The following is a 22,142-nucleotide window of genomic DNA, read 5'->3' as shown; positions in this document are numbered from 1 at the left end:
CAACGGATTGACCCTGTTCTGTCGCATAGTCAACAATTTCAGCGGAATTGCGAATAGGAATCGGGCGGGAACACTGCTATCATACATTTTATTGACACACTGTCGAAAAAGCAATGAAGGAAGGACTGCATGATGCAAGAGCAAGGTACGAACAAAATAAACAAAGGAATTCTGCTGACCATTCTGATCCTTGGCTGCTTCTTATCCACGCTGAATCAGACGCTGCTGAATGTCGCCTTAAGCAACCTGATGGATGTATTTGAGGTCACGGCCGCCACCGTACAGTGGATTTCCACCGGATTTATGCTGGTGAACGGGATTCTGATCCCGGTTACCGCTTATTTAATGAGACGCTTTACGACACGCCAGCTGTTTATCAGCGCCATGTCATTCCTGCTGGCCGGTTCGGTCATTTGTGCCGCGGCGCCAAGCTTTATGGTGCTCCTGCTGGGCCGGATGATTCAGGCTGCCGGGGCAGGGATTGTTATGCCGCTGATGATGAGCGTGGTGCTGGCCATCTTCCCTGCCGAGAACCGCGGGAGTGCGATGGGCCTGCTGGGGCTGGCGATGATCTTTGCACCGGCCATCGGGCCGACCCTCTCCGGCTTTATCGTCGAGTACCACTCCTGGCGCTGGCTGTTCATCGGCCTGATTCCGCTGGTGGCCATCGTGATCGCACTGGCATTTAAGTTTCTGGTCAATGTATCGGAGACGGCGAAGCCGAAGCTGGATGTGTGGAGTGTGCTGTTATCAACCGCAGGCTTCGGCCTGATTCTGTACGGCTTCAGCAGTGCAGGCAGCAAGGGCTGGGACGATGCAGTGGTCATCCTGTGTCTGGGCTTCGGGATTGTGGTCACGGCCCTGTTCTGTATCCGGCAGATCAAGTCCGCCGACCCGCTGCTGAACCTTTCGGTCTTCCGTAACAAAATCTTCACCATCACCTCGCTGATCAACGTACTCGTCACGATGATGATGTACGCCGATATGATCCTGCTGCCGATTTATCTGCAGACGGGCCGCGGCTTCACCGCCTTCGATGCCGGACTGCTGCTGCTGCCGGGCGCGCTGGTCAATGCCTTCATGTCGCCGGTCACCGGCAAGCTGTATGACCGCTTCGGCGCGAAGCCGCTGTTCCTCATCGGCCTGCTGCTGATTATTCCGTCCATGTGGGCGGTTACTGACCTGACGGAATCGACGACCTATACGTATCTGATGATCCGGACCATTGTTCTGCGGATCGGTCTTAGCTTCATCACCATGCCGCTGAATACGGCCGGACTCAATGCGCTGCCCAGGGAGCTGGGAACGCACGGCACCGCCGTGAACAACACCGTCCGGCAGATTGCCGGCGCCATCGGTACGGCCGTTGTAATCACCATCTATACCGTGCAGGCCAAGGGCCATGCTGCTGCGGTCCTGCAGAGCAATCCGTCGGCACCTGCCGAGCGCCTCAGAACCCTTACGTCCATCTTGGGAGCGGGCGACGCCTATTACTTTATGATGATTCTCGCGGCAGTGGCGTTTGTGATCACCTTCTTCTTCATGCCGACGAAGAAGAAATCCCGGAAGGAAGCCCTGGCCGCCCCGGCGGGCCAGGAGAATCCTCAGATATAACTTACAAAAGAGCCGTGGTCTTCTCCTGATGGAGAACCACGGCTCTGCTGTTTATCACCATATATTATTCCCAGTTCCTCCGGAACAACCGGGAAGGCCGGTGTCCCGCATTCTCGGTATAATGGTCGGTCTCAGCGACGAGGTCGGCCACTTTACGCCGGAAGGCCGCTTTCAGCAGCTCCTTGTCCAGAATGACCTCATACACCTGCTGCAGCTCGGTCAAGGTGAACAGCTTCGGCATCAGATGCAGGGCAATATCGGTGTCATTGGTCTGTTCGCGCAGACGCTCGATGGCATAGGCGATGATCTTGGCGTGATCAAAGGCCAGGCCGTCATTGGACTCTATAGCGTATTCGGTGGACCTGGAGGTCGGTGTGGCCGTTACGGTCCGGCTGATGACCGCCGCCAGCTCTTCCTCCTCGCTGCCCATCTTAAGCTCGTAAGTCCATGTCTTAACGTAGCCCTCGTCCAGCAACTCCTTCTGCTCCCGCAGCAGCCGGTAGCTCACCTTGAACCAGGCGGCGTCATCGGCATCATCGCCCGCTGTTAACTGAAACCGGCTGCTGTCGATCAGCGCCATATAGCTGCAGCTGATGACCCAGGTCCGGGGGTCCCGCCCGACATCGGTAAAGGTCCGCAGCTGCTCCAGGTAGACTTCACTTACTCCGGTCTCCTCGCTCAGCTCCCGCGCCGCCGCCTGATCGGCCGTCTCGTCCGGCCGGAGGAACCCGCCCGGCAGCGCCCATTTGCCCAGGTAAGGATGCCCTCCCCGGCGGATAAGCAGGATGCGCAACGCTTGTTCCGGAAGCTTGCGGTAATTGTCCGTCTCCGTCTTCGTCACGGTGAAGATCACCATATCTGCCGCCACCGAAGGCCGCTCATAGTCCCCTGCCTTGTACTGCGCCAAAAACTCCTGCTCCGTTAACCCGTCGCGATCCCTTACTTCCAACTTCTTCGCCTCCCTGATTCGTTTCTTCTATTGTGGCAGTTCTCCGAAATAATTGCTATAAGGCTTGAACGCTGCCAGCACTTCGTCGACCTTGCGCATGCGCTCCTCCAGCGGTCCCCTCAGCGTAATATAAGGAATCCGCCGCTCTTTCAGGTCCGCGATGATCTGCTTATGGAACACATGCCGCTTCTGATCGCCGCTGCGGTCCCACGTATCGTCGTAAGGAATGTCGTCATCGCACAGGAAGAACAAATCGTACCGCTGCGCATTCTCCAGGGCCAGCCGGGTCAGCAGCTCCGGAGCACACCCGTGGTAATCCAGCGCGTACATGTACGTGGTGATTGCATTGGTATCGGCAAACAGGTACCGGTCCGCGTCCAGGAGCGCCCGCTCTTCACGCTCGATATGGCCCAAGGCAATCTCATCAAAGGCTGCAAGGCTAATCCGGCGGTCCACCTGATGCTCTGCCCAATAATCCCGCCCGTATTCCCCGGCAAAGGCCGTCCGGTACCGCCGGGCCAGCGCTTCGGTAATCGTGGATTTACCGGTGGACATCGCTCCCACGAACACGACCTTGGTGATCAGATCGCGGTACACCAGATCACTGACATAGTCCCTGTATTTATAAGGATCGGAACGGACCATCGTAGCCGATACCGGTACCCGCTCACGCGCTTCATCCACCCTGCGGTCTATGGCGCCTAAGGCAATGCTCATATGCCTGCCGTAGAACTCGCTCGAATAGAAGTGGGTCACCTGTTCGCCCTGGAGCAGCCCCAGAATATACTGCTCTTCCCGGATCTCATGCTCCCTGTCGTCCGAATACCCGTCCGGACCGTCCCAGGCTTCAATGACCCGCATTGCCGGATATAGCTTGCGGATCCAGTTCGCCCGGATATGCAGCGGAATAGGCGAAACTGCCGTCTCGTAGATTACAACGATTAATTCGTCGACTTCCTGCAGCGCCGTTTCGAACATATACTGATGCCCCTTGTGCAGCGGCGCAAACTTCCCCAGCGTCAATCCAAGCGTCTTCATGCCAGTGCCTCCTTAGCGCCTTTATTCCAATTATAGTAGCCGTATACCGCGTTGATCAGGTACGCGCTCCACATGACGATCATCAGCGGGCCTTCGCCGCTGCCCTCCGCCGTCCGGATGATCCACAGCAGCACTGTGAACATATTCAGCACGATATACACCAGCCATTGCTCCTTGAACCGCCGCACCATTAAGAGGGTAGCCACAATGGATAACACCGTTGTAATGGCATCGATGTAAGGCGAGTTCTGCCCGGCAATGAACGATAAGCCGAACCCCAGCAGCAGACAGCCGGCAATGCATACTGCCCCGACGAGAAGCATGCCTCTCAGCTCCATCTGGCGCATGGACAGCTTGCCGTCCGTCAGATTCTTCCGCCACATGTAAAAGCCGATCACATTCATCGGAACGAAGAACAGCAGATTCAGCATCACCTCGCCGAACAATCCGTTGATATAAGCCAGATAGGCGTAGCCGAAGGTGTTATACATGCCGAACACATAGCTCATCAGCTTGCCCTTGGCCGTCAGCACCACGCACAGCACTCCGGTAATAAAGACCGTAAATCCGAATAGAGAATCCCCCGATAACACCGTAAACACGACGGCAATCCCCGTAAAAGCCACCAGCCAGACGAGCTCGAACAGCTTCCAGCTTCCCAGAGCTTTCTTCATATTGCATCCCTCCATTTTCCCTGATTGGTCTTGCTGCGAATCCCTGGACGACACTCTTAGTAACTTATTGATATTTTCATTTTGTTACTAACAATATAAACGATGCTCCGGCTGATTGCAAGCCTGGTTTTCCTGGCCGCAGGATAAATCCGATCTTATTCTCACCGCACAAAAAAAGAGCTGTTCCCCGGCAGCCTTCGCCCGCAACAACTCTTTTCTCTATATGAGGATATTTAGTCAAAGAGTGACGTAACACCAAGTACAGCCAGCAGGAGTACGCCAATGCCCAATAAAACACCTCCTGCTAGCGAATATCCGGCTTCGCGCTGAAACGTTGCGGTGCCGGGTCCGCCGGGTGCAGGCGGTCCGGGCTTCGCTGCCACGCCTTCCTGACCGGTGCGCTGGCCGGTACGCCGCCGCTGGTAACCGATAATGAGCAGCACGGCTCCGAGCAGACACAAGAAGCTGCCGGGATAGACAAAGGCCATCCACAGGTTTCCCATAGTACACCTCCCGCCGTAGTTGTCTTGCTTTATACTTAACCCCGATGCAATGGGCAAACAAGGCCTTATCTAAAGTTCGTTAACATCGGAGTGTAGCCGGTCATTTGCTCAATAGAAAAAAGCCCATCCTGCGATGGACTTCCCTGTTATGTATCTGCGTTGTCTCTACCCCTGATGAAATTCCCGTCTTGCTTCCTGCTCGGCAAGGATCTCCTTGTCTTCTGCGTTATCCCTGGTCACCTTCTGCACGCCGATGGCGCTGTAGGAGATGAGCAGAATAACCGCGATGTAATAGCCTTTCACATTTAACTGGAATGGAGCGTTATACAGGCCAATGAAAAACATGGCATACCCGATGACCAGCCCGGCAATCGCCATACCGGTGAAAGCCGCTGTGTTGCGCATCCGGTGTCTGGGATTCTCAAGACGCATTTCTTTATCCTCCGAATTGTCCCGGACTACCTTCTGCATGAGAATACAGCTGATCGTAATCAGCACCATACACAGCAGATAGTACCCTTTCACATTCAATTCCCAGTTGTCGTTGTACACCCCCAGACAGAATAGGAAGAGTCCCGCCCCCAAGGCAAAATAAGATACCAGTGTAAAAGCTGTCGAGTTGCGTTTGCGGTACGTTTGATTCATTTGACGAATCCTCTCCCCTACAGAATCGAATGGCTTTATTCCTTCTCCACTATACCGTGGAACATTGTTGGAGTTCTACCCTGCCAAGGGGTATTTTGGAATAATTTCAGACATTTTCGCCTTAACGTACTCCTTAAAACCAAACACCCCTGTCACGCCCTTCTATACGAAGGGCAGTGGCAGGGGCTGCCGCCAGACAAGTGTATCTATGCCTTAGTCCGTAATACTCACACTTCCAAACACAGCCTTGTTCCGCGCATCGTCTCCCGGATTGCTGAGCGCCAGGCCGATGTACACCTGGCGGCTCATCGGAATCTGCACGCTGCCGACCTTCTGCCAGCGCTTGCCGTCCGATGAGATGGAGCCGGTGAAGGTATTGCCCTTGCGGCTCAGCTTCAGCCAGCTGGGAGCAGCGGCATCCGCGGTCTGGTCGACCGTGCTGCCTGCAGCCTCTGTGCGATACTGGAAGGTGGCGCCATTCTCGGGTGTAAGCATCATATCGGCATGCTTCGCACTGTTGACCAGCGACTCGCGGATCATGACGCCGGCCTTGGCCCAGCCGTTCATACGCTCTGCCGACCGCACCTGAACCACGATCTCCGCATCGTCTTTCACTGGCTTATAGACATAATTCAGCTGATCCGCCCGGCCCCAAATATCCGTGGAGGTGCTGCTCAGCGTAAATTGCTTCTTGGATGTATTGTAGGTGGTATTCCCCGGCATGGAGCCGATATTTCTGGCCTTCCAGCCTGCCGGCAGCTGAGCCGGATAGTCCTGTTCACCCGGAGTGGACCAGTCCGGTGTCGGCCAGGTGATGCGCTCATTGATTTTGGCCAGCTCGCTTTCCGGCCAGGTTCCATAGGCAAAGAACGATAAGCGCTGCACGTCCGGATAGTTCTCGCGGATTCCCTGATAAATCTCCTGATATTCATCATCGGTCCAGTCATTGTCCAGCGTCGGCACAATGGCCACCCCGGTGCCGCTGATCCGGTCGCTCGTATCCTTCAGGATGCCGTACTCCGTGCTGTACACCCAGTCGCTGTCGAAGTCCCAATCGTCAAAGTACGCCATCGGGGCGACAAAATCAATGTAGTCCTTGAACTCGGCTACATTCTGCCCCACCTCAATAAACTCCGGCGGCAGAATATATACGCCAAGCTGCATATCCGGATTGGAGGACTGGGAAATATCGTCACGGATATCGCCTACATACTGGCCGATTTGCTCGGTCCGCCATGTATTCCATTGCTGCCGACGCGCTGAATCGGCAGCGAAATCAATCGTGAGCGGTGAATACCCGAACTCCGCCTCATATTTGTCCACCGTGTAATCGCTGACGTCCATGTTGTAATTATCGAAGCGGATCCAGTCCAGCACCACGCCGTCAACCGGATAATTCTCGATTACTTCCTCAATGATGGAGCGCTCATAGGCCTGCACTTCATGGTGAATCGGATTGACGAAGTATTCGTTGCCGTTCGCGCCCGTAAACGGAGTCTGTACCCCGTCCACAAGCGCCTGCATCTGCCATTCCTCATGCTTCAGGAAGGCCTCCTGATCATGGAACTGGGGAATCCAGGCATGAACCTTAATTCCTGCCGCATGAGCTGCCGTAATCACTTCCTGCAGGGCATCGAAATTCTCGTAGCCCTGCGCGATCGGGGCAATATCACTCTGGTAGAAGACCCGCCCGGACGGAACCTCATCATCTTCATCCTGCTTCACATTCATGCTGATGACATCGACGCCATAACGCTCGGCCATGGCCACAAAATTATGGACATCCGCCGTGTTTCTGAACTGGTTTACCGTTCTTACAATAACCTCCGTTTCAAAAGGGGGATTCTCCCCCTCCGCAGCCTGAACCGGAACAGCAGCACCCGCTATCGAAGAAACCAGCACCAAGCTTAACCCGGCCATGAGCTTCGTTTTCAGTGCAAATGTCATATTCCCGCCTCCATAAAATAGTCTTATTCAGCTTGCAAACAAGAATTATTTCGTTGCGTTGATCTTCTTGACATTCTCCTGCCATCTTTCCGTCTTGAACTGCAGCAGCTTATCCAGCCCGGCTTTATTGGCGTTCTTCTTCGCCGTCTCCAGCGCCGACAGCACCTCTTCATCCGACTTCGCCTGCACCATCTGCGCGAAAGCCAGGGTATGAATATCCTGAATATTCTGGGCGATGATGCCGGCCTCCGTATCCGGAACCGGGTCGGTATTGACGAACTCCGTAATGTCGAGCGCAGTCTTCCAGGTCACCGTGGACTGCGCCACAGTCTCCCATGATTTCTGGTTGGCAGACAGCGAGGCTTCGAGGGCCATCTTGGCCGTATCGATAAAGGTCGTATTGCCCGCCCAGTTAAAGTCCTCGAATTTGCGCATCGTTTCCGTACGCTCGTTGGCTGATGTTGTCTTGTATTTCTCGTTCGGAATCGGAGCTCCGTCCGCATCCTCTTCATCCCAGTACAAGCCCTTCGGACCGAAGAAGAGCACCTTCTGTCCCTCCGGACCCGTAATCCAGTCAAAGTAAGCGAAGATGGCCTCCGGGTCCTTGGCGTTCTTCGTAATGACATTAACGTTCCAGCCCAGCGTCTCAAAGCCGCTGACAAACACCTGTGTTTTATCTAATCCGGCTTTATGCACCGGCCAGATAATTTCATAGCCGCTGTCCGGATTGCTTGCCGTCAGCGCCCGGTGTCCTTCCGCTCCGTACGTCGTGATGTTGGATTCGACCATGACCGCTACCCGCCCAGTATTTACCTTTTCTTTAACCGCATCCTGGGTCTGCTGCAGCGCGTCCTGGGTAATCAGCCGTTCACGGAACAGCTTATTGATATAGAGCATCATTTCCTCAAAAGCAGGATCATCATAAATCGGAAGCAGCTTGTCGCCTTCCGGATAGCCCAGCAGGGAAATGAATTTGCTGGTGGCATTCTCCCGGAAGCCGCCGTACATAATTTCAAGCCCTGCCCCCTTCTCACCGACCTCCAGCGGCACCACATCCGGATACTTGTCGCGTACCTGAAGCAGATACTGATACAGATCGTCGAAGGTTTCCAGCTTCGGTTTGCCGAGCGCGTTGTAAATATCTTTATTGACCATCCAGCCGCCGTTGCCAAATTGCCCGGAGGTATACCAGTTCGGGATCTGATAGATCTTGCCGTCCTCGGAGCGCAGCAGGTTCAGGGTGGACTCTTTAACATATTTCTTAAAGTTTGGATACTTCTCATAATAATCATCCAGCGCAACAAGTCTTCCGGCCTGCACCAGCCGTTCCACAGTGGATCCCCGGTCCGTGAAGATGACATCCGGCAATTGTCCGCTGACAATCATCGTGTTCAGCTTCTCCGCCGACGCCCCTCCGGATTGTATCGGTTCCACCGTAACCTTCCGGTTCTCCTGAATCCATTTCGTTGCCTCATTGTCTCCCCAAGGTGCTGTCGTAAGCCAGTCATAGTTTCCATAGAAGCTGAAGGTAGTGGGTTTAATTCCGCTGCCGTCATCAGCGGCTGCCGTGTTATCCGAATTTCCTCCGCTTGTATTCTGCGATGCGTCAGAATTCCCGCCTCCGCTGCAGGCCGTAAGAAGCAGCAGCAGAGAGACTGTCAGAAGCGATACCCCTTTTAAGCGATTGCGCATTCGTTTCCCTTCTTTCTATACAAGATGGAGACTGCTATTCTTTCAATGAACCAATGAGCACACCCTTAACGAAATACTTCTGGAGAAAAGGGTACGTTAGAATAATCGGAATCGTAGCGATCATCATCGTCGCCATGGTCAGCGACTTCGTGGTAACCGTACGGTTCCGGTTCATATGATCCAGGGCAATGGCATTGGATGACCCGATTTCGGTCATAATGTTGGAGTTCATAATTTGCCGCAGCAGGGTCTGTATGGGAAGCAGATGGTCCTTGGTAATATAGATCGCTCCTGTAAACCAGTCGTTCCAGTAACCCACCGCCGTAAATAAAGCAATCGTAGCGAGTACCGGGCCGGAGACAGGAATGACGATCCGAAAGAAAATACCGTAGTTGCTGCAGCCGTCGATCTTGGCCGATTCCTCCAGCCCGTCAGGCAGCGCGGCGAAGAAGGTGCGGATTACAATCATGTTATAGACGCTGATGATCCCCGGAATAATCAGCACCCAGAAGGTGTCCAGCATTCCCAGCGCGCGGATCAGCATATACGTGGGGATCAGCCCTCCGCTAAAAAACATGGTGACCATGAAGAACACCATATATTGCTTGCGGAACAGCAGGGTCTTCTTGGACATGCCGTAGGCTAACAGGGCCGTGAAGAAGACGGACAATGCTGTGCCGCTCAGGGTTCGCAGAATCGTAATCATGAAGGAATTCAGCAGGCGGTGGTCCTGAAACACAATGTAATAGTTCTCTAGTGTATACGCTCTTGGCCACAGCGTTACGCCGCCGAGCGCCGTATCGCTCCCTTGGTTAAAGGAGATGACCAGCGCGTTCCAGAATGGATAGAGCATGATCACCGACATCAGTGTTAAAAGGAGATAGATCGTCCGCTGCATCATTTTGTCGCCCAGGCTTAGTCTCATTGTTCACCCCTCCTATAGGTTGCAGGTCTACCAGAGACTGACGTCGGCCCGGCGGGCGATCTTGTTGGCTGTCACCAGCAGAATTACACTGATTACCGCTTTGAACAGCCCTACCGCTGTCGCATAAGAGAATCTGGCATTGAGTATCCCCACACGGTACACATAGGTGTCGATTACATCGGAGTAAGGCCGCAGAATGGGGTTGGTGGCCAGCAGCAGAATGTCCTCAAAGCCCGCACTGAGCAAATTGCCGATGGCCAAAATCATAAAGATGATAATAACAGGAGCAATACTGGGGAGTGTAATGAAGTAAATTTGCTTAAACCGGCTTGCGCCGTCTATCGAAGCGGCCTCATACATAGCAGGGTCAACGCCGGCGATCGCAGCCAGGTAGACAATGCTCCCGAATCCGATCTCCTTCCACACATTGACGCTCACCAGAATCGACCAGAAGTATTCCGGGATCGCCAGAAAGTTCACCGGCTCCTCGATCAGATTCAGCCGCTCCAGCAGGAAGTTCACCGTTCCGTTGTCCACGGACAACAGCGAGAATACAAAGCCGGATACGATGACCCAGGACAGGAAATATGGCAGGTAGCTGACCGTCTGGACCACGCGTTTGAAGGCCATATTCCCGACCTCATTTAGCATCAACGCAAGCAGGATCGGGGCAGGAAAGGTAATGACCAGCTTCAGCAGGCTGATGACAATCGTATTTCGCATCACATTCCAGAACTCGGGCGCCTCAAAGAACATTTTGAAATTCATGAATCCGGCCCAGGGGCTTTCCAGAATGCCGTTAAAAATATCGTACTGCTGAAACGCCATCACCACACCGTACATCGGGATATAGCTGAATATTGCCACAAAGATAATTCCCGGCCAAACCATGGACTGTAAATCCAACTGATTGGTCAATTTCTTCCATACATTTGGTTTAACGGCCGCCTTCATCCGCTCTTCCTCCTCTGTCGCCCTCTAGTGAAATAACGGCAAGTACGGTTTGTTCTTCTCCAGCATTTCATCCAGCAGCTGCTTCGCCACAGTAACCGATGGCCCCAGCGGATGATGGACCAGTGCCTGGAGGGCAATATCGCGGTCTCCGTGCACGGCGGCCTCTACGGTCAGGCTCTCGTATTGCTTGACTGCCGCCAATAGACCTGTGACGGACGGCGGAATCTTGCGCAGCGGAACCGGCAGCGGACCTTGCTTGGTCACGATACAGTTCACTTCAATCGAAGCATCGTCCGGCAGGAAGCCGATAATGCCGCCATTGCGTACATTCAGCGTCTGGATATCGCGGGAATCATTATAAATGGAGCGCATCAGCAGTACGGCCGCCTCCGAGTAATAGGCCCCGCCGCGCTGCTCCAGCTGCTTCGGCTTCTCCTTCAGCTCTTCGTTCCGGTATAGCTGAAACAGCTCTTCCTCGACCTTCTTTACCACCTCAGCACGTGAGCCGGTCGTGGCCGCCGCTTCCTTCTGCTCCTCCAGCATGGCATCCGTCATATAGTAGTAGCTCAGATAATAGGAGGGAATCGCCTGTAGTCCGTTCAGGAATGCGTGGTCCCAGGAATCGAACGGCACATTACTCGCCTTGTAGCTCTGCGGATAGTCAATGAGCTCCTGCAGCTTGCTCTCTCCGTCAATGACGACATCCGATACCCAGTGAAGATGGTTGATGCCAACAAACTCGGAGTAAATCTTCTCGATTGGAAGCCCGAAGAACCCGGAGAGCCATTTTTGAAAACCGATCGGCGAGTTGCACAGGCCTACACTCTTGACCGAAGAATATTTGTGAACCGCCTCGGTCACCATGCCGGCTGGATTCGTGAAATTGAGCAGCCAGGCATCGGGAGCAAGCTCCTCGATATCCTTGCAGATCTCCAGAATGACCGGAATCGTCCGCAGGCCCTTCATCATTCCTCCCGGTCCGGTTGTTTCCTGGCCGATAACATTGTACTGAAGCGGAATGAGTTCATCCCATTTGCGCGCTTCCAGCATCCCTACCCGGATCTGCGTGCAGACAAAGTCCGCTCCCGCGATGGCCTCCCTGCGGTTCAGCGTCTCCACGACTGTAATCGGCAGACCGGACTTAGCAACCATACGCTTGCTCAGCTCCGCAATGGTATGCAGCTTCTCTTTCCCTTCCTCAATGTCTACGAGCCATACTTGCCCGACGGGGAGCTCTTGGTGATGCAGGATGATGCCTTCCATAAGCTCGGGGGTATACGATGATCCTGCCCCGATGACAACCAGCTTCAATGTTTCCTCCATGAGAGACCCTTCCTTCGTCTTTTTCATTTTGGTGGGGGCTATATAAATTAAACCAATACTTTTTCCGCTAGGGACGGCCATGACTGCAGAGAATGTTTGGACCTCCGGCCGCTGTTGTCTCCAGATTTCTTAATTTGTACCGCTATTCGCGGTTGAAATCCGGTGACAAAGGCGGACGCTTCCGCTCCTCCAGTTCCAAACTTCTCTTCCGTCAATTGCCCCATCCTGGATAGTTTTAAGTTCACTTTATATAGCCTGTTTGGTGGGGGATATGCCCCATGGACAGGCGGTCAAGGATCTCGTGATCGACCTGCAGACCGCTGTTCTCCATCGCCAACACGACCGAGCCGACAACCGGCTCACGGGTTAATAGGCTAAGGGTGCCATTGGGAGCCGCTTGCTTCACTCTCTGCTCAATGGCCCGCCGGATCATGCCGGAGCGGTCTCCCTTGGTCAGCAGGCTTCCGGCAAGAACAATGTCAAAGGTATCCTTCTCCATCGCCAGCTGCCGGATGGTCGCCGCCGCGGCTAACCCCAGCTCATCCCCTTGCTTGACCAGCAGTTCTGTTGCAACCTGGTCCCCCTCGTCGGCCGCCTGAAACAGCAGCTCGGCAATATGGGCCGGCAATTCCCTGAAATGATCCAGATAATCTTCCCGCAGCTTCGAAACATTGGGATAGCCCAGCAATTGAAGTAAGCGCTCCGTCAGCACCGTCTTGCTCTCTCTTCCCTCATCTGCCCGCAGAACACTGCGGAACACCTCGACACTTAAATCATAGCCGCCGCCAAAATCGCCGAACCGGTAGCCGAACCCCCCGCATTGGTAGGTAGCTCCTGCGGAATTCTTACCGGCACAGTTGACGCCCGACCCGCAAATCAGCACAACCCCGTAGCTCTTCTCAGTCCCTGAACGCAGCGCATTCCAGGTGTCGCAGGATATCTCAGTCCGCGGAAGGCCAAGCCGGCCGACAATGGGCCGCAGGATCTGGAAATCCGCCTCTCTGTCCGCTCCAGCCAGACCGAACCAGGAGTACTCCAGCTGCTCCTTGGCCAGGCCAGACGCCTTAAGCGCCTCCGATACGGCCTGCTGCAAGCTGTCCTCCGCCTGCCCGCGGTTCTTCTGGTGATTTCCGTTCCCTCCCCGGCCTGCGCCGATGACCCTGCCCTGTTCATCGGCAATCATGGCGTAGGTCTTGCTGCCCCCTGCATCCACTCCCAAGTAATACTTCACTGATCGTTCACTCCTACTATTCAGGTTAATCTTACAGATGCGGTCGACTCACGCACGAGAAGCTGAGGAGCGAGCTTCGTGACAGCGGGCGGCATCACCTCCCCATGAATCAGCTTCATCAGCAGGTCAACGCCGATACTGCCCATTTGCGCCTCCGGCTGCCTCACCGTCGTCAACCGGGGATAGAATTCACCCACGAACTGCTGGTCATCAAAGCCGACTACCGAGATATCATGGGGAACCCGGAATCCCTCTTCGCGCAGCGCCTGAACAACCCCCAGGGCAATAAAGTCATCCCCGCAAAAGAAGGCAGTCGGCAGCTTATCCTCACGCATCCATCGCTTGGCCACCTCATAGCCTCCGCTTACCGTAAATCCGCAGGAGTCTGTGCCAAAGGAGGTTAAACCCGCGTCCTCCAGCGCCTGAACGAAGCCCCGCTTGCGCTCCGCTACACTCAGGAATACCGAGGGACCGCCAATATAAGCAATTTGAGTATGTCCAAGACCGATCAGGTGCTTGGTGGCCTCATACCCGCCCTTGTAGTTATCGACCACCACGCTGGGAACATCCTCGTGCTGGAACTGGTTATCCAGGAGGACAACCGGAATATTCTTTCGCTTCAGCTCTTCTACATATTCCTTCTCTTCAAGCGGGGACAAGAGAATAATTCCGTCCACACGGTCCTTCTGAAACAGAAAGTTAGCGCCCCCGTCTTCATCCTCGGCAATGGACAAGGCCAGGAAGTACCCCTGCTCTGCCAGCTTCCGGTTCACTACGCGAATCACCCGGTCATAGAAGGAGTCGTTAAAGTTGGTAATCGACATTCCGATGACCCCCGTCTTACCGCGCACGAGACTCCGCGCTGCGGAATTGGGCTGATAATTCAATTCCTCCATCGCCTTCTGCACTTTCCGCCGGTTGGATTCACGTACAGACGGTGAATTGTTAAGCACTCTGGATACGGTCACTACTGAGAGTCCTGATTTTTTGGCTACATCATGAATGTTCATTTAGTTCTTTCTATACCTCCCGCCCGCAAAAGTTTAAACGTTTTAACTTTTGGGCTAAAATAAAAATCTCTTACATATTCTGATACATCTGCGTCACGACTGATAAATCGTACAAGACGTGTAAGATTAGTCTTTGGCAAAATACTTGGAAACCGGCCATAAAGTTTAAAGGTTTTAATTTGGTTTGATATTATCATCAACCCTAACTGCCGTCAATACATAACCTTCCATCAAATTTAATATTCTGGAAACAAACTCACGGCAGGTCTTGAAATTTTTAGGGTTAAAGGGTACACAGATATATGCATTTTCATCCAGATTGTGGACTATCCATCGGTGACGTGGTACGTCATTGGTTGTATAATTAATGTAATTTACTGTTATCTCAAAAGAGTAATAATATCATTTGATTTCAAGCTAAACATTTCGAATCTTGAGGTGATCCGATGAGTTTAAGGTCTCATGACAGTTTTATCCGATTAACAGAACTATTATTAAAACATAATTACAAAGAAGCGTATCCATTATTGGAGTTGGAATTGAAGGAAATTGAACAAGATCAGGTAATCCGTCTTTATAATATAATCAGATTATTCTGTTTATTCGGACAAAGTACATACTTAAGACCCAAAATAGCAAGAATGCATGTCAAGCCTTGGATACTTAGCCTGTTAGACATCCTGCTGTTAAGCGGAAACGAATCTCTTCCGGAAAATAAACTTGCTAAGCAAGCCGGTCTGTCAGCGGGTCTGGCTGCATTGCTGCAGGTAAGACATGAAATGGAATATAAACGATACGACCGCATGGAACAGTTGCTCAGGATAGATCATTCATACAATACCGCATCCGAATGGATTTTCATGCATGTAATCGCCCTGTACCGGCTGAATCGGCAGGAGGAGGCGATACAACTGTTGAATCATGCTCCTTTGCTTGATGGCGAAGTCGGCGTCTTGTCTGTTAAACTGCAGAACAAACCGGACGGGCATTTGATCCAAGAGTTGGAGGAGCGGATCAGGGGAGACTTTCAAGCTTCCCTGCCATCACCTAAGCTTTTGAAAGCTAAAAAGGGCCTGGGACGTCCTATTCATGCAGGCGGTGAATTTGAAACATTAAAGAAACATAAACTGCATATGATCGGAATTGGCATTCTTTCGCGGATACTCGAAGCTCATGCCCCCACTTCAGAGTTGTGGGAACGCTTAGCGTATTTCTACACCATGATAGGGAAGGTAGACTTTTCATTTGAGTGCTACTACGAGGCTGCTCTTCAACGCAACAGACACAATAGCTGGCTGGAGTTGTTTAAATTTTGCGAGAGCAATCATATGTGGTTTGAAGCTTGTCTAGCCCTGCTGCAAGCCTTGTACCTGAGGCCAACCGAAAAACGGACAGTCAACAACATGAAATATATACTGGACGAGCTTCAGTATCGGGAGATGCAGGATGAAAAGGAGAGTTCGATTACAGTCTCATATGACATTTTGCGTGAGATTAGCGAGTTGGCCAAGCTGGTTCAGATGAAATCTGAGTTCTCAGCTTTCTATCGCCTTATGGGTGTTGTGAATACGTATAAGGGCGAGTATGATACAGCATCTAAGCTTTACCGCAGCGAAATAAAAAGCGAAGATGAGCTGCCCATTGCCTACTTGGCAAAGATCGGAATATGGCAGATGAAACGCGGCTTTCTGCAGGATGCCGGAATCACATTCGAAGAAATACTGAAGCAGGATAACGAGAATCCATTTGCACAAACTGCATTGCGGATCGTAGAAAACAATTCGGAAATCGGTTGGATTCACCCTGAGCTTCTAAAGGTCATTTCGAAATATCAAAAGCCCTCCTTCGACGAATTGAATTTGTTGGAAGATATGCTTATTCGCGAGAAGGGGTTGGACGCAACGCTCAGCCAGATGGACCTTCTCCGCGAACTGTTTCCCGAGGACGTACCGATTCTAATCCGGTGCTCCCGCCTCTACGAGATGAAACAGCAACCGGAAGAGGCGTTCTATCTCATTAATGAATCTCTGAACAAGCTTGTAAGCGATACGATGATGGTCAAATCTTGCCTGTTCTGTTTTCAATACGGATATTCAAACAAGGCCAAATATATCTGGGATCACTTCAATTCAGAGCTGCAACGTCAGGACCCGATATCTCACAAGCGTGTTCAGCGCTTGTATGAGGACATCACCCAGTTGTATATGCAACTGGAACCCAGTGAAGAGGAGCACTTTCGGAAGCTTTGCTCCAGTCTCCGGGCAGATGAAGCTGAAGCGCTGCAGCAACCTGATTTCTATTCCTTTATTGCCAAAGCGCTCTCTGAAACTGATGAAGCGGAGATGGCGCATCGCAACTTCCGGGCGCTGCTCTTGAAGCATTTGCTCGTGCAGTTCGGCAAATGTAATTGGAGCTTTTTTGAACTTAACGAAGCCAGTACGGGGGCTGTATTCCCGGAACTGTCCGGGCTATTGAAACGAGTACGGCAGGGGCTGAAAGACGGGCAGTTGTCAGAAGCCGACATTACGGAGGCAGCCGCAATGCTGCTCAAAAATGATCTTCGGATGAACAAGGTACTGATGGATGACGCCTTGAACAGCCGCCGGCCATTGTATTTGTCCATGGTCATCGACCTGTTCATTCTTGTATCTGAAGGTTTACGCGGCTGGATTGCAGCGGAAATCTATAATAAGGTCATTTCTTGGGATCTCCCGGACGAACAGATCACCGAATGGTTCAACCAGTTAATCGAAATAGACAAAGAACCGAGGCAAATCAAACATCTTGCTTTTCATTACTATCGCCATTGCCAGTGGGATCGGGCATATGAGCTATATGACCGGCTGCTTCAACAATTTCCGAATAATGAATCTGGAAAAGTCCGTAAATACAGAAATGCGTGCTTTCTGCTTGCGCCATCCATGGCCAAGCTTCCGATAGAGGAACATTTGACGGATTGTGAATTCCTGCACGCAGTGAATTATATTATGAGTTCAGAAATAACTAAGGAGAACGCACACGATATCAGTTTATTCCCGGGACGGCTTCTGAAGGAGAACTACAAAGCAATTCTCCTCGGATTAGAGGCACAGTATGCCAATCGCTTTGAAGAGGCGCTTAACCATTATCAAGTGCTCAAAACAAGTTGCCGGGATGCCTACCAAGAATGCATATCCCGTTTGCTGCGGGCCGTGAAGTATAACGAGCCGGATCATAACTTGCGGTTTCACTTGGAATTCGAGCTGTTAGAACTCGTCGGAGTTCCGGAACAACAGGAAGAGCACGGCGCTGCTGACGAGGAGCTTGAGGACATTATTTCCGACAAAACCGATTCCGGCCTGATCATTGCCCATCTGGAGGACCAACCACCGTTAGCACGCGAGTATCCTGAAGGGACGCAGTTGAAGAAGTCTCTGCCCCTTGCAACCCCCGATCTGCAGGAGATGGCTCCGGCACTCTGGCGCGATTATGAGGATTTTGATTTTTCAGTGTTCACATCGGATCATATGACTACAGACGAGATGGTTAGGAGCCTGGAGCGCACGAACAACCCTGGACAACGCCGAACGCTGTACTTCCGGCTTGCACGCTATCATCAAGACAGCGGCAATACCTTAGAGACAGCGAAATATATCGGTTATGCAGGGAAAGAGAGCGCTATATTGAGCAGGAAGGGAAGGGATATGGACCGGCTCCGCGTTTATGCCTTCGAATCCCTTTCCCTTCTTTACCGAATCGGCAAGAAAGGGCAATTATTATTAATCAAAGAGATTCTCTGGAGTATGTCGCAAATTGGCGATGTACAGCAAATAACGACAGCAGCCCCAATCGTGGGTTCACTGCACGAATATTCAGAAGGGGTCAACCGTCACGTAAGATACGTGCTGAAGAAGCTGTCTGATGTATCGGAGCGTGTACAGCAGTATGTCTACTCCGAGAGTCCTGTGGACAGGGTGCAGTATTATCACTTCATCGTCGGCGAATTGAACGAGGCACGAAGCTATACGAAGAAAAATGTAACAGAAATGGACTTCAAGGATGTGTTGAGCCGGCTTCTTGTGAATTGGCATAACATCTTCCAGGAAGAGTCCAAGCGGGTGATGGAAACGCCGCAGATTATCGTGAAGCTGCAACACAATGTCATTCGTAAACAGGATGCCGTTTTCATCGATATTACTAATAACGGCAACAGCCCGGCCCAGAAGGTCACCATAACAATGGATTTGCGGGGAGCCGGTAAAGTCAAGGGAAGTAATGATTATCGTGAAATTGGCACGATTCACAGTAAGGGCATATGTCCGCTGCGTTTCGACTGTGAGATGTGGCAGGACGGGGAGACGATGATCGACGTTACCGTGACATATTCGGACCTTCGCCGCGCGTCGGAAATTCAAACGCATACGTTCGTTCTGAAAGTTCATGACGAACAGGATGAGTTTAAGATTATCACCAACCCCTATGTCACAATAGTCGTGTCAGGGGCTGAGCATTTTTATGGACGGTTGAATATCCTCGACTCCATTTATCAGAAGATTAACGGGAGTGTCTTCGATGTTCCAATCGTCCTGCATGGCCTAAGGCGGGTAGGTAAGACGTCTATATTAAATCATCTTCTGGAGAAGTTCCCGGAAAAGAACAAGAATTTCTTGCCTGTACTGGTTGATTCGCAAGGTGAGAACAGACACCGTTCTACGGATAATCCAACGGCTTTCCTCGTCTATGAGGCAATTGTCCGTACTATTCATAGAGCGATGCGCAGACGGAAGCTGATGCTTCCACTGCCGCCGTTTGAGCGGTTCAGCAAGCATCCTCTAAATGAGCTCAACTACTTTTTCGATGAGATTGAAGATGAATTCCCTGAACTGATGATTATTCTTATGTTCGATGAATTTGAAGGAATCATAGCCGGGGTAGAGACAGGGGAATACGACCCCTTCCTGCTAGACTATATCCGCAACCAGATTCAGCATCGAAGGGGACTGCTGCGCTTTATTTTCACCGGGGCAGATCATATCCGCGAGAAACTTCGCACCTACTCATCGCAGATGTTCCATCTGCTGAAGGAAGTTGAGGTGTCCTTCATGGAGGAAGACGAAACGAAGGAGATGATCGTTAATCCACTGCTGAACCAGGTGACTTATCTGGAGCACAGCGTGGATCATATTTACCAATTGACGAACGGACATCCGTACTATACAAAAGTAATCTGTCACGCCTTGATCGAGAAATTAAACGATGAGGAGCGAACCTACGTCCATTTGGCCGATGTGTTGCAGGAAGTTGAGGTGTTGGAGAAGCGCGGGGACTACACCTACATCTGGGATATGGTATTCCACTTGGAGAAAATCATTTTGTCTATTTTAGCGAATGATACCTCTCATATCAAAGAGCTGATACCACTTCATGTACTTCTCGGTAAACTGGAGGAATATGTAAAATTCAACGTTGTAACCGTACAGAACAGCTTGCTGCGGTTAATCGATCTGAACGTCATCGTTGAAAAGACGTCTGCGAGCGGCGATAAGGCTTACCGGATTACAGCCGACCTCTACCGTAAGTGGTTCCGTTACCATAAGCCGTTATATATCACGCTCCAGGAGGTAGATATCCGTGAATTCATTTAACCCGTATCTTGACAAAAGAGCGGTCTCCCAATACGAACAGCTGGTAGGAAAGAAAGCGAAAAAAATGCAGGATAAAATTTTCGCTTCTTACATCAATGTTTCCTACACGCCAAGCTTGGCGCTGATCGGCCATAAAGGCATGGGAAAGTCCTCCCTGCTGGCCGTCATTGAGACGTTAAAACGTCGGCGCATTACCAACGACCGCATGACTGTTGTGGTCTCGCTTGATTTGAGGGAACTTAACCCAACGCAGCAATCGAATGACCTGGCCCATGGATTCTTCGCGATTTTATATAACCAAATATTGCGTGAAGTGCGGCGGAATACAGAATTTCGGGACGTATGGTCAGAGGAATGGAATGATATCATTGAAGATTTGAGGAGGGACGGCCGAGACTATCCGCAGAACGTATTGCTGGAATTTCTGAGATATTTGAGGGAAGTCGGCTATAAGTGCATGCTGGTCCTTGACAATTTTGAAAAAGCTGCATACGAGGCGAGGCTGAAAGAAGACGACTTTAATATTCTGAGATCGCTCGGTGATAACCCGATCTACAACGTGGGATATATTGTTGCGGCCTATCAGCATTTAAAGCATGTGTCGGTTGCGATGCAGATGTCACGATTTGACGAAATCTTTAAACACGAATATATTGCGCCTTTTGCCGGAGATGATATTGCCGTATTCGCCAAAGACTTGCTGGAGCTCAAAAAAGGCGACTACCCCGAGTTGGCCAACTGGCTGGAGCGGGTTAGCGGCGGGAATCCAGCTTTGTTGAAGCTTGCGTGTGAAATGGTGTATGAAGATGATCCGGCAGAAGGCATCCGTTGGACGCTGGATGGACTGACCGGGCAGGTGGCTACAAGAGGGGAAGGCATTCTGGAGTCATTCTGGGATTATACCTCGCAGGTGGAGAGACTGGCGTTATCTGCTTGTGTGACCGGGGATCCCATACGCACAATGCCGCAAGAACTCCTTGACCGAGGGATCGTGAAGCTCACAGATGAAGGCTCCTACGTTCTTTCTTCGAGCTCGTATGAATTATATCTGCGCCGTAAACTGGAGGACGAAGAGCAGGCGCTAACTGTCCAGCATGCGGAAACCGCTGTCTCCGCTAACATGATATCAGACATCTCCAACCACGAACCGTTGTTAACCGGATATCGCGAGGATTTGGCGAAGTTGGCCATGTTTCTGCAGTTAAAGATTGAAAGTCAAGAGGAACGTATCGTTGAAAAGGTCTCGGAAGCCTTAAATCAATTTTCATACAAGCTCATTGGAGATTTCCAAGACCTAAAGCAACAGCTTCTGCTTCACGGGGGCGTGCCGGTCGAAGAAGACGATGAGGCCTATGCCACTTTCGCTGATCAAGTAAAATCCCATGTATCATCGCTTATCAAGATCCGCGACGTGTCGAAGCTCCGCCATGCCCAAGGAACTGCGCTACGACGAATACTTGGTTCGCTGAATCCTCAATCGGCTGAGTTTATGATGACAGGCGAACTGTTATACGACATGCTGGCCGAAGTAGATATGGATTTGGCCCCTGTCAGCATCTGTTATTGCCGCAGCATAGAGCTGGAAATCAACGCCCGATTGTTCACCTATCTGAAATCCAACCATCCGACAGGAAGACTGGGTACGGATAGCAGAGTTGGAGATACACATGTCACCAGTATTATGCTGGGGCAATATTTATATTTAATCAACAGGGATTCGAACAGACTCGCCATACAAAGTTACCTGTCATCAAACGGCATCAATATTTCTAAATTCACCAATATACTGAATAAGGTCAACGAGATTCGCAGGAAAACCGCACATTCGAGCCGTATCTCACGTCAAGATTTGGATTCGATCCGCAATTACTGCATCGGGATTTCCGAACAGAATAATTTAGTTCTAACCATAATGAAGTTACCCCATTTATAAATTTTTTTAGAATAATGAACTCCTCCGTGTCATCCCTCTTCAAGTAGACAGTACGAAAAGAGTAAACGTACGCAGCGGCC

The 22,142-nt window shown here is 51.5% G+C and carries 15 protein-coding genes and 1 pseudogene; 3 read left to right on the top strand and 13 right to left on the bottom strand.

What is annotated here, in order from left to right; genetic code table 11:
- The first annotated feature begins 132 nt into the window (after positions 1-132).
- Complete coding sequence (locus tag F1381_RS03440) at positions 133-1,614, top strand: DHA2 family efflux MFS transporter permease subunit (protein ID WP_151733850.1); 1,482 nt, start codon at positions 133-135, stop codon at positions 1,612-1,614.
- 64 nt (positions 1,615-1,678) lie between these two features.
- On the opposite strand, the gene F1381_RS03435 is transcribed toward F1381_RS03440, so the two are convergent.
- The 13 genes and pseudogenes from F1381_RS03435 to F1381_RS03380 all read right to left on the bottom strand — a co-directional run bounded on the left by F1381_RS03435 (position 1,679) and on the right by F1381_RS03380 (position 14,505).
- Complete coding sequence (locus F1381_RS03435; RefSeq protein ID WP_151733424.1) at positions 1,679-2,563, bottom strand: NUDIX hydrolase; 885 nt, start codon at positions 2,561-2,563, stop codon at positions 1,679-1,681.
- A gap of 27 nt (positions 2,564-2,590) precedes the next feature.
- Positions 2,591-3,601, bottom strand: coding sequence for an AAA family ATPase (locus F1381_RS03430; protein WP_151733423.1), 1,011 nt, complete (start codon positions 3,599-3,601; stop codon positions 2,591-2,593).
- Positions 3,598-4,275: a nicotinamide riboside transporter PnuC gene (pnuC, locus tag F1381_RS03425; protein WP_151733422.1), complete on the bottom strand. Its 678-nt coding sequence runs from the start codon at positions 4,273-4,275 to the stop codon at positions 3,598-3,600. Before pnuC ends, F1381_RS03430 begins: the two co-directional genes overlap by 4 nt.
- 233 nt (positions 4,276-4,508) lie before the next feature.
- A complete protein-coding gene (locus F1381_RS03420) occupies positions 4,509-4,778 on the bottom strand; it encodes a hypothetical protein (protein ID WP_151733421.1) in 270 nt (89 codons plus the stop codon).
- 165 nt (positions 4,779-4,943) lie between these two features.
- Positions 4,944-5,210 carry a YiaA/YiaB family inner membrane protein gene (locus tag F1381_RS29225; protein WP_425495247.1) on the bottom strand — a complete coding sequence of 89 codons (267 nt, stop codon included), beginning with the start codon at positions 5,208-5,210 and terminating at the stop codon, positions 4,944-4,946.
- 30 nt (positions 5,211-5,240) lie between these two features.
- Positions 5,241-5,423 (bottom strand): annotated as a pseudogene (locus F1381_RS29220) (YiaA/YiaB family inner membrane protein); the annotation flags it as partial.
- A gap of 213 nt (positions 5,424-5,636) precedes the next feature.
- Positions 5,637-7,370 (bottom strand): family 10 glycosylhydrolase, encoded by a 1,734-nt coding sequence (locus F1381_RS03410; RefSeq protein WP_151733419.1) that lies wholly within the window; start codon positions 7,368-7,370, stop codon positions 5,637-5,639.
- 45 nt (positions 7,371-7,415) lie between these two features.
- Positions 7,416-9,062 (bottom strand): extracellular solute-binding protein, encoded by a 1,647-nt coding sequence (locus F1381_RS03405; protein ID WP_151733418.1) that lies wholly within the window; start codon positions 9,060-9,062, stop codon positions 7,416-7,418.
- Positions 9,063-9,096: 34 nt separating this feature from the next.
- Positions 9,097-9,987 carry a carbohydrate ABC transporter permease gene (locus F1381_RS03400; protein ID WP_151733417.1) on the bottom strand — a complete coding sequence of 297 codons (891 nt, stop codon included), beginning with the start codon at positions 9,985-9,987 and terminating at the stop codon, positions 9,097-9,099.
- 27 nt (positions 9,988-10,014) lie between these two features.
- The gene (locus F1381_RS03395) at positions 10,015-10,941 is read right to left on the bottom strand and encodes an ABC transporter permease (RefSeq protein ID WP_151733416.1); all 927 of its coding nucleotides are present in this window, start codon (positions 10,939-10,941) and stop codon (positions 10,015-10,017) included.
- 24 nt (positions 10,942-10,965) lie between these two features.
- Positions 10,966-12,264 (bottom strand): 6-phospho-beta-glucosidase, encoded by a 1,299-nt coding sequence (locus tag F1381_RS03390; RefSeq protein ID WP_151733415.1) that lies wholly within the window; start codon positions 12,262-12,264, stop codon positions 10,966-10,968.
- 241 nt (positions 12,265-12,505) lie between these two features.
- A complete protein-coding gene (locus F1381_RS03385) occupies positions 12,506-13,495 on the bottom strand; it encodes an N-acetylglucosamine kinase (RefSeq protein WP_151733414.1) in 990 nt (329 codons plus the stop codon).
- A gap of 20 nt (positions 13,496-13,515) precedes the next feature.
- Entirely contained in the window at positions 13,516-14,505 is a 990-nt protein-coding gene (locus F1381_RS03380; protein WP_151733413.1) for a LacI family DNA-binding transcriptional regulator, read from the bottom strand.
- Between the two features lie 539 nt (positions 14,506-15,044).
- On the opposite strand from F1381_RS03380, the gene F1381_RS03375 reads away from it, so the two are divergent.
- Positions 15,045-20,129, top strand: coding sequence for an ATP-binding protein (locus F1381_RS03375; RefSeq protein ID WP_151733412.1), 5,085 nt, complete (start codon positions 15,045-15,047; stop codon positions 20,127-20,129).
- Positions 20,116-22,062 (top strand): AAA family ATPase, encoded by a 1,947-nt coding sequence (locus F1381_RS03370; RefSeq protein WP_151733411.1) that lies wholly within the window; start codon positions 20,116-20,118, stop codon positions 22,060-22,062. The genes F1381_RS03375 and F1381_RS03370 overlap by 14 nt, the downstream gene beginning before the upstream one ends.
- Positions 22,063-22,142 lie beyond the last annotated feature (80 nt).

The sequence above is a fragment of the Paenibacillus tengchongensis genome (assembly GCF_008973665.1).
GTDB lineage: Bacteria > Bacillota > Bacilli > Paenibacillales > Paenibacillaceae > Paenibacillus_AQ > Paenibacillus_AQ tengchongensis.
Note: the sequence above shows the minus strand (reverse complement) of the source record. Positions and strands in the feature narration are given on the sequence as shown.

Coding starts and splice junctions, on each gene's coding strand:
- F1381_RS03440 (WP_151733850.1), top strand. CDS start 133: ATGCAAGAGCAAGGTACGAACAAAATAAACAAAGGAATTCTGCTGACC.
- F1381_RS03430 (WP_151733423.1), bottom strand. CDS start 3,601: ATGAAGACGCTTGGATTGACGCTGGGGAAGTTTGCGCCGCTGCACAAG.
- pnuC (WP_151733422.1), bottom strand. CDS start 4,275: ATGAAGAAAGCTCTGGGAAGCTGGAAGCTGTTCGAGCTCGTCTGGCTG.
- F1381_RS03420 (WP_151733421.1), bottom strand. CDS start 4,778: ATGGGAAACCTGTGGATGGCCTTTGTCTATCCCGGCAGCTTCTTGTGT.
- F1381_RS29225 (WP_425495247.1), bottom strand. CDS start 5,210: ATGCGTCTTGAGAATCCCAGACACCGGATGCGCAACACAGCGGCTTTC.
- F1381_RS03410 (WP_151733419.1), bottom strand. CDS start 7,370: ATGACATTTGCACTGAAAACGAAGCTCATGGCCGGGTTAAGCTTGGTG.
- F1381_RS03405 (WP_151733418.1), bottom strand. CDS start 9,062: ATGCGCAATCGCTTAAAAGGGGTATCGCTTCTGACAGTCTCTCTGCTG.
- F1381_RS03400 (WP_151733417.1), bottom strand. CDS start 9,987: ATGAGACTAAGCCTGGGCGACAAAATGATGCAGCGGACGATCTATCTC.
- F1381_RS03395 (WP_151733416.1), bottom strand. CDS start 10,941: ATGAAGGCGGCCGTTAAACCAAATGTATGGAAGAAATTGACCAATCAG.
- F1381_RS03390 (WP_151733415.1), bottom strand. CDS start 12,264: ATGGAGGAAACATTGAAGCTGGTTGTCATCGGGGCAGGATCATCGTAT.
- F1381_RS03380 (WP_151733413.1), bottom strand. CDS start 14,505: ATGAACATTCATGATGTAGCCAAAAAATCAGGACTCTCAGTAGTGACC.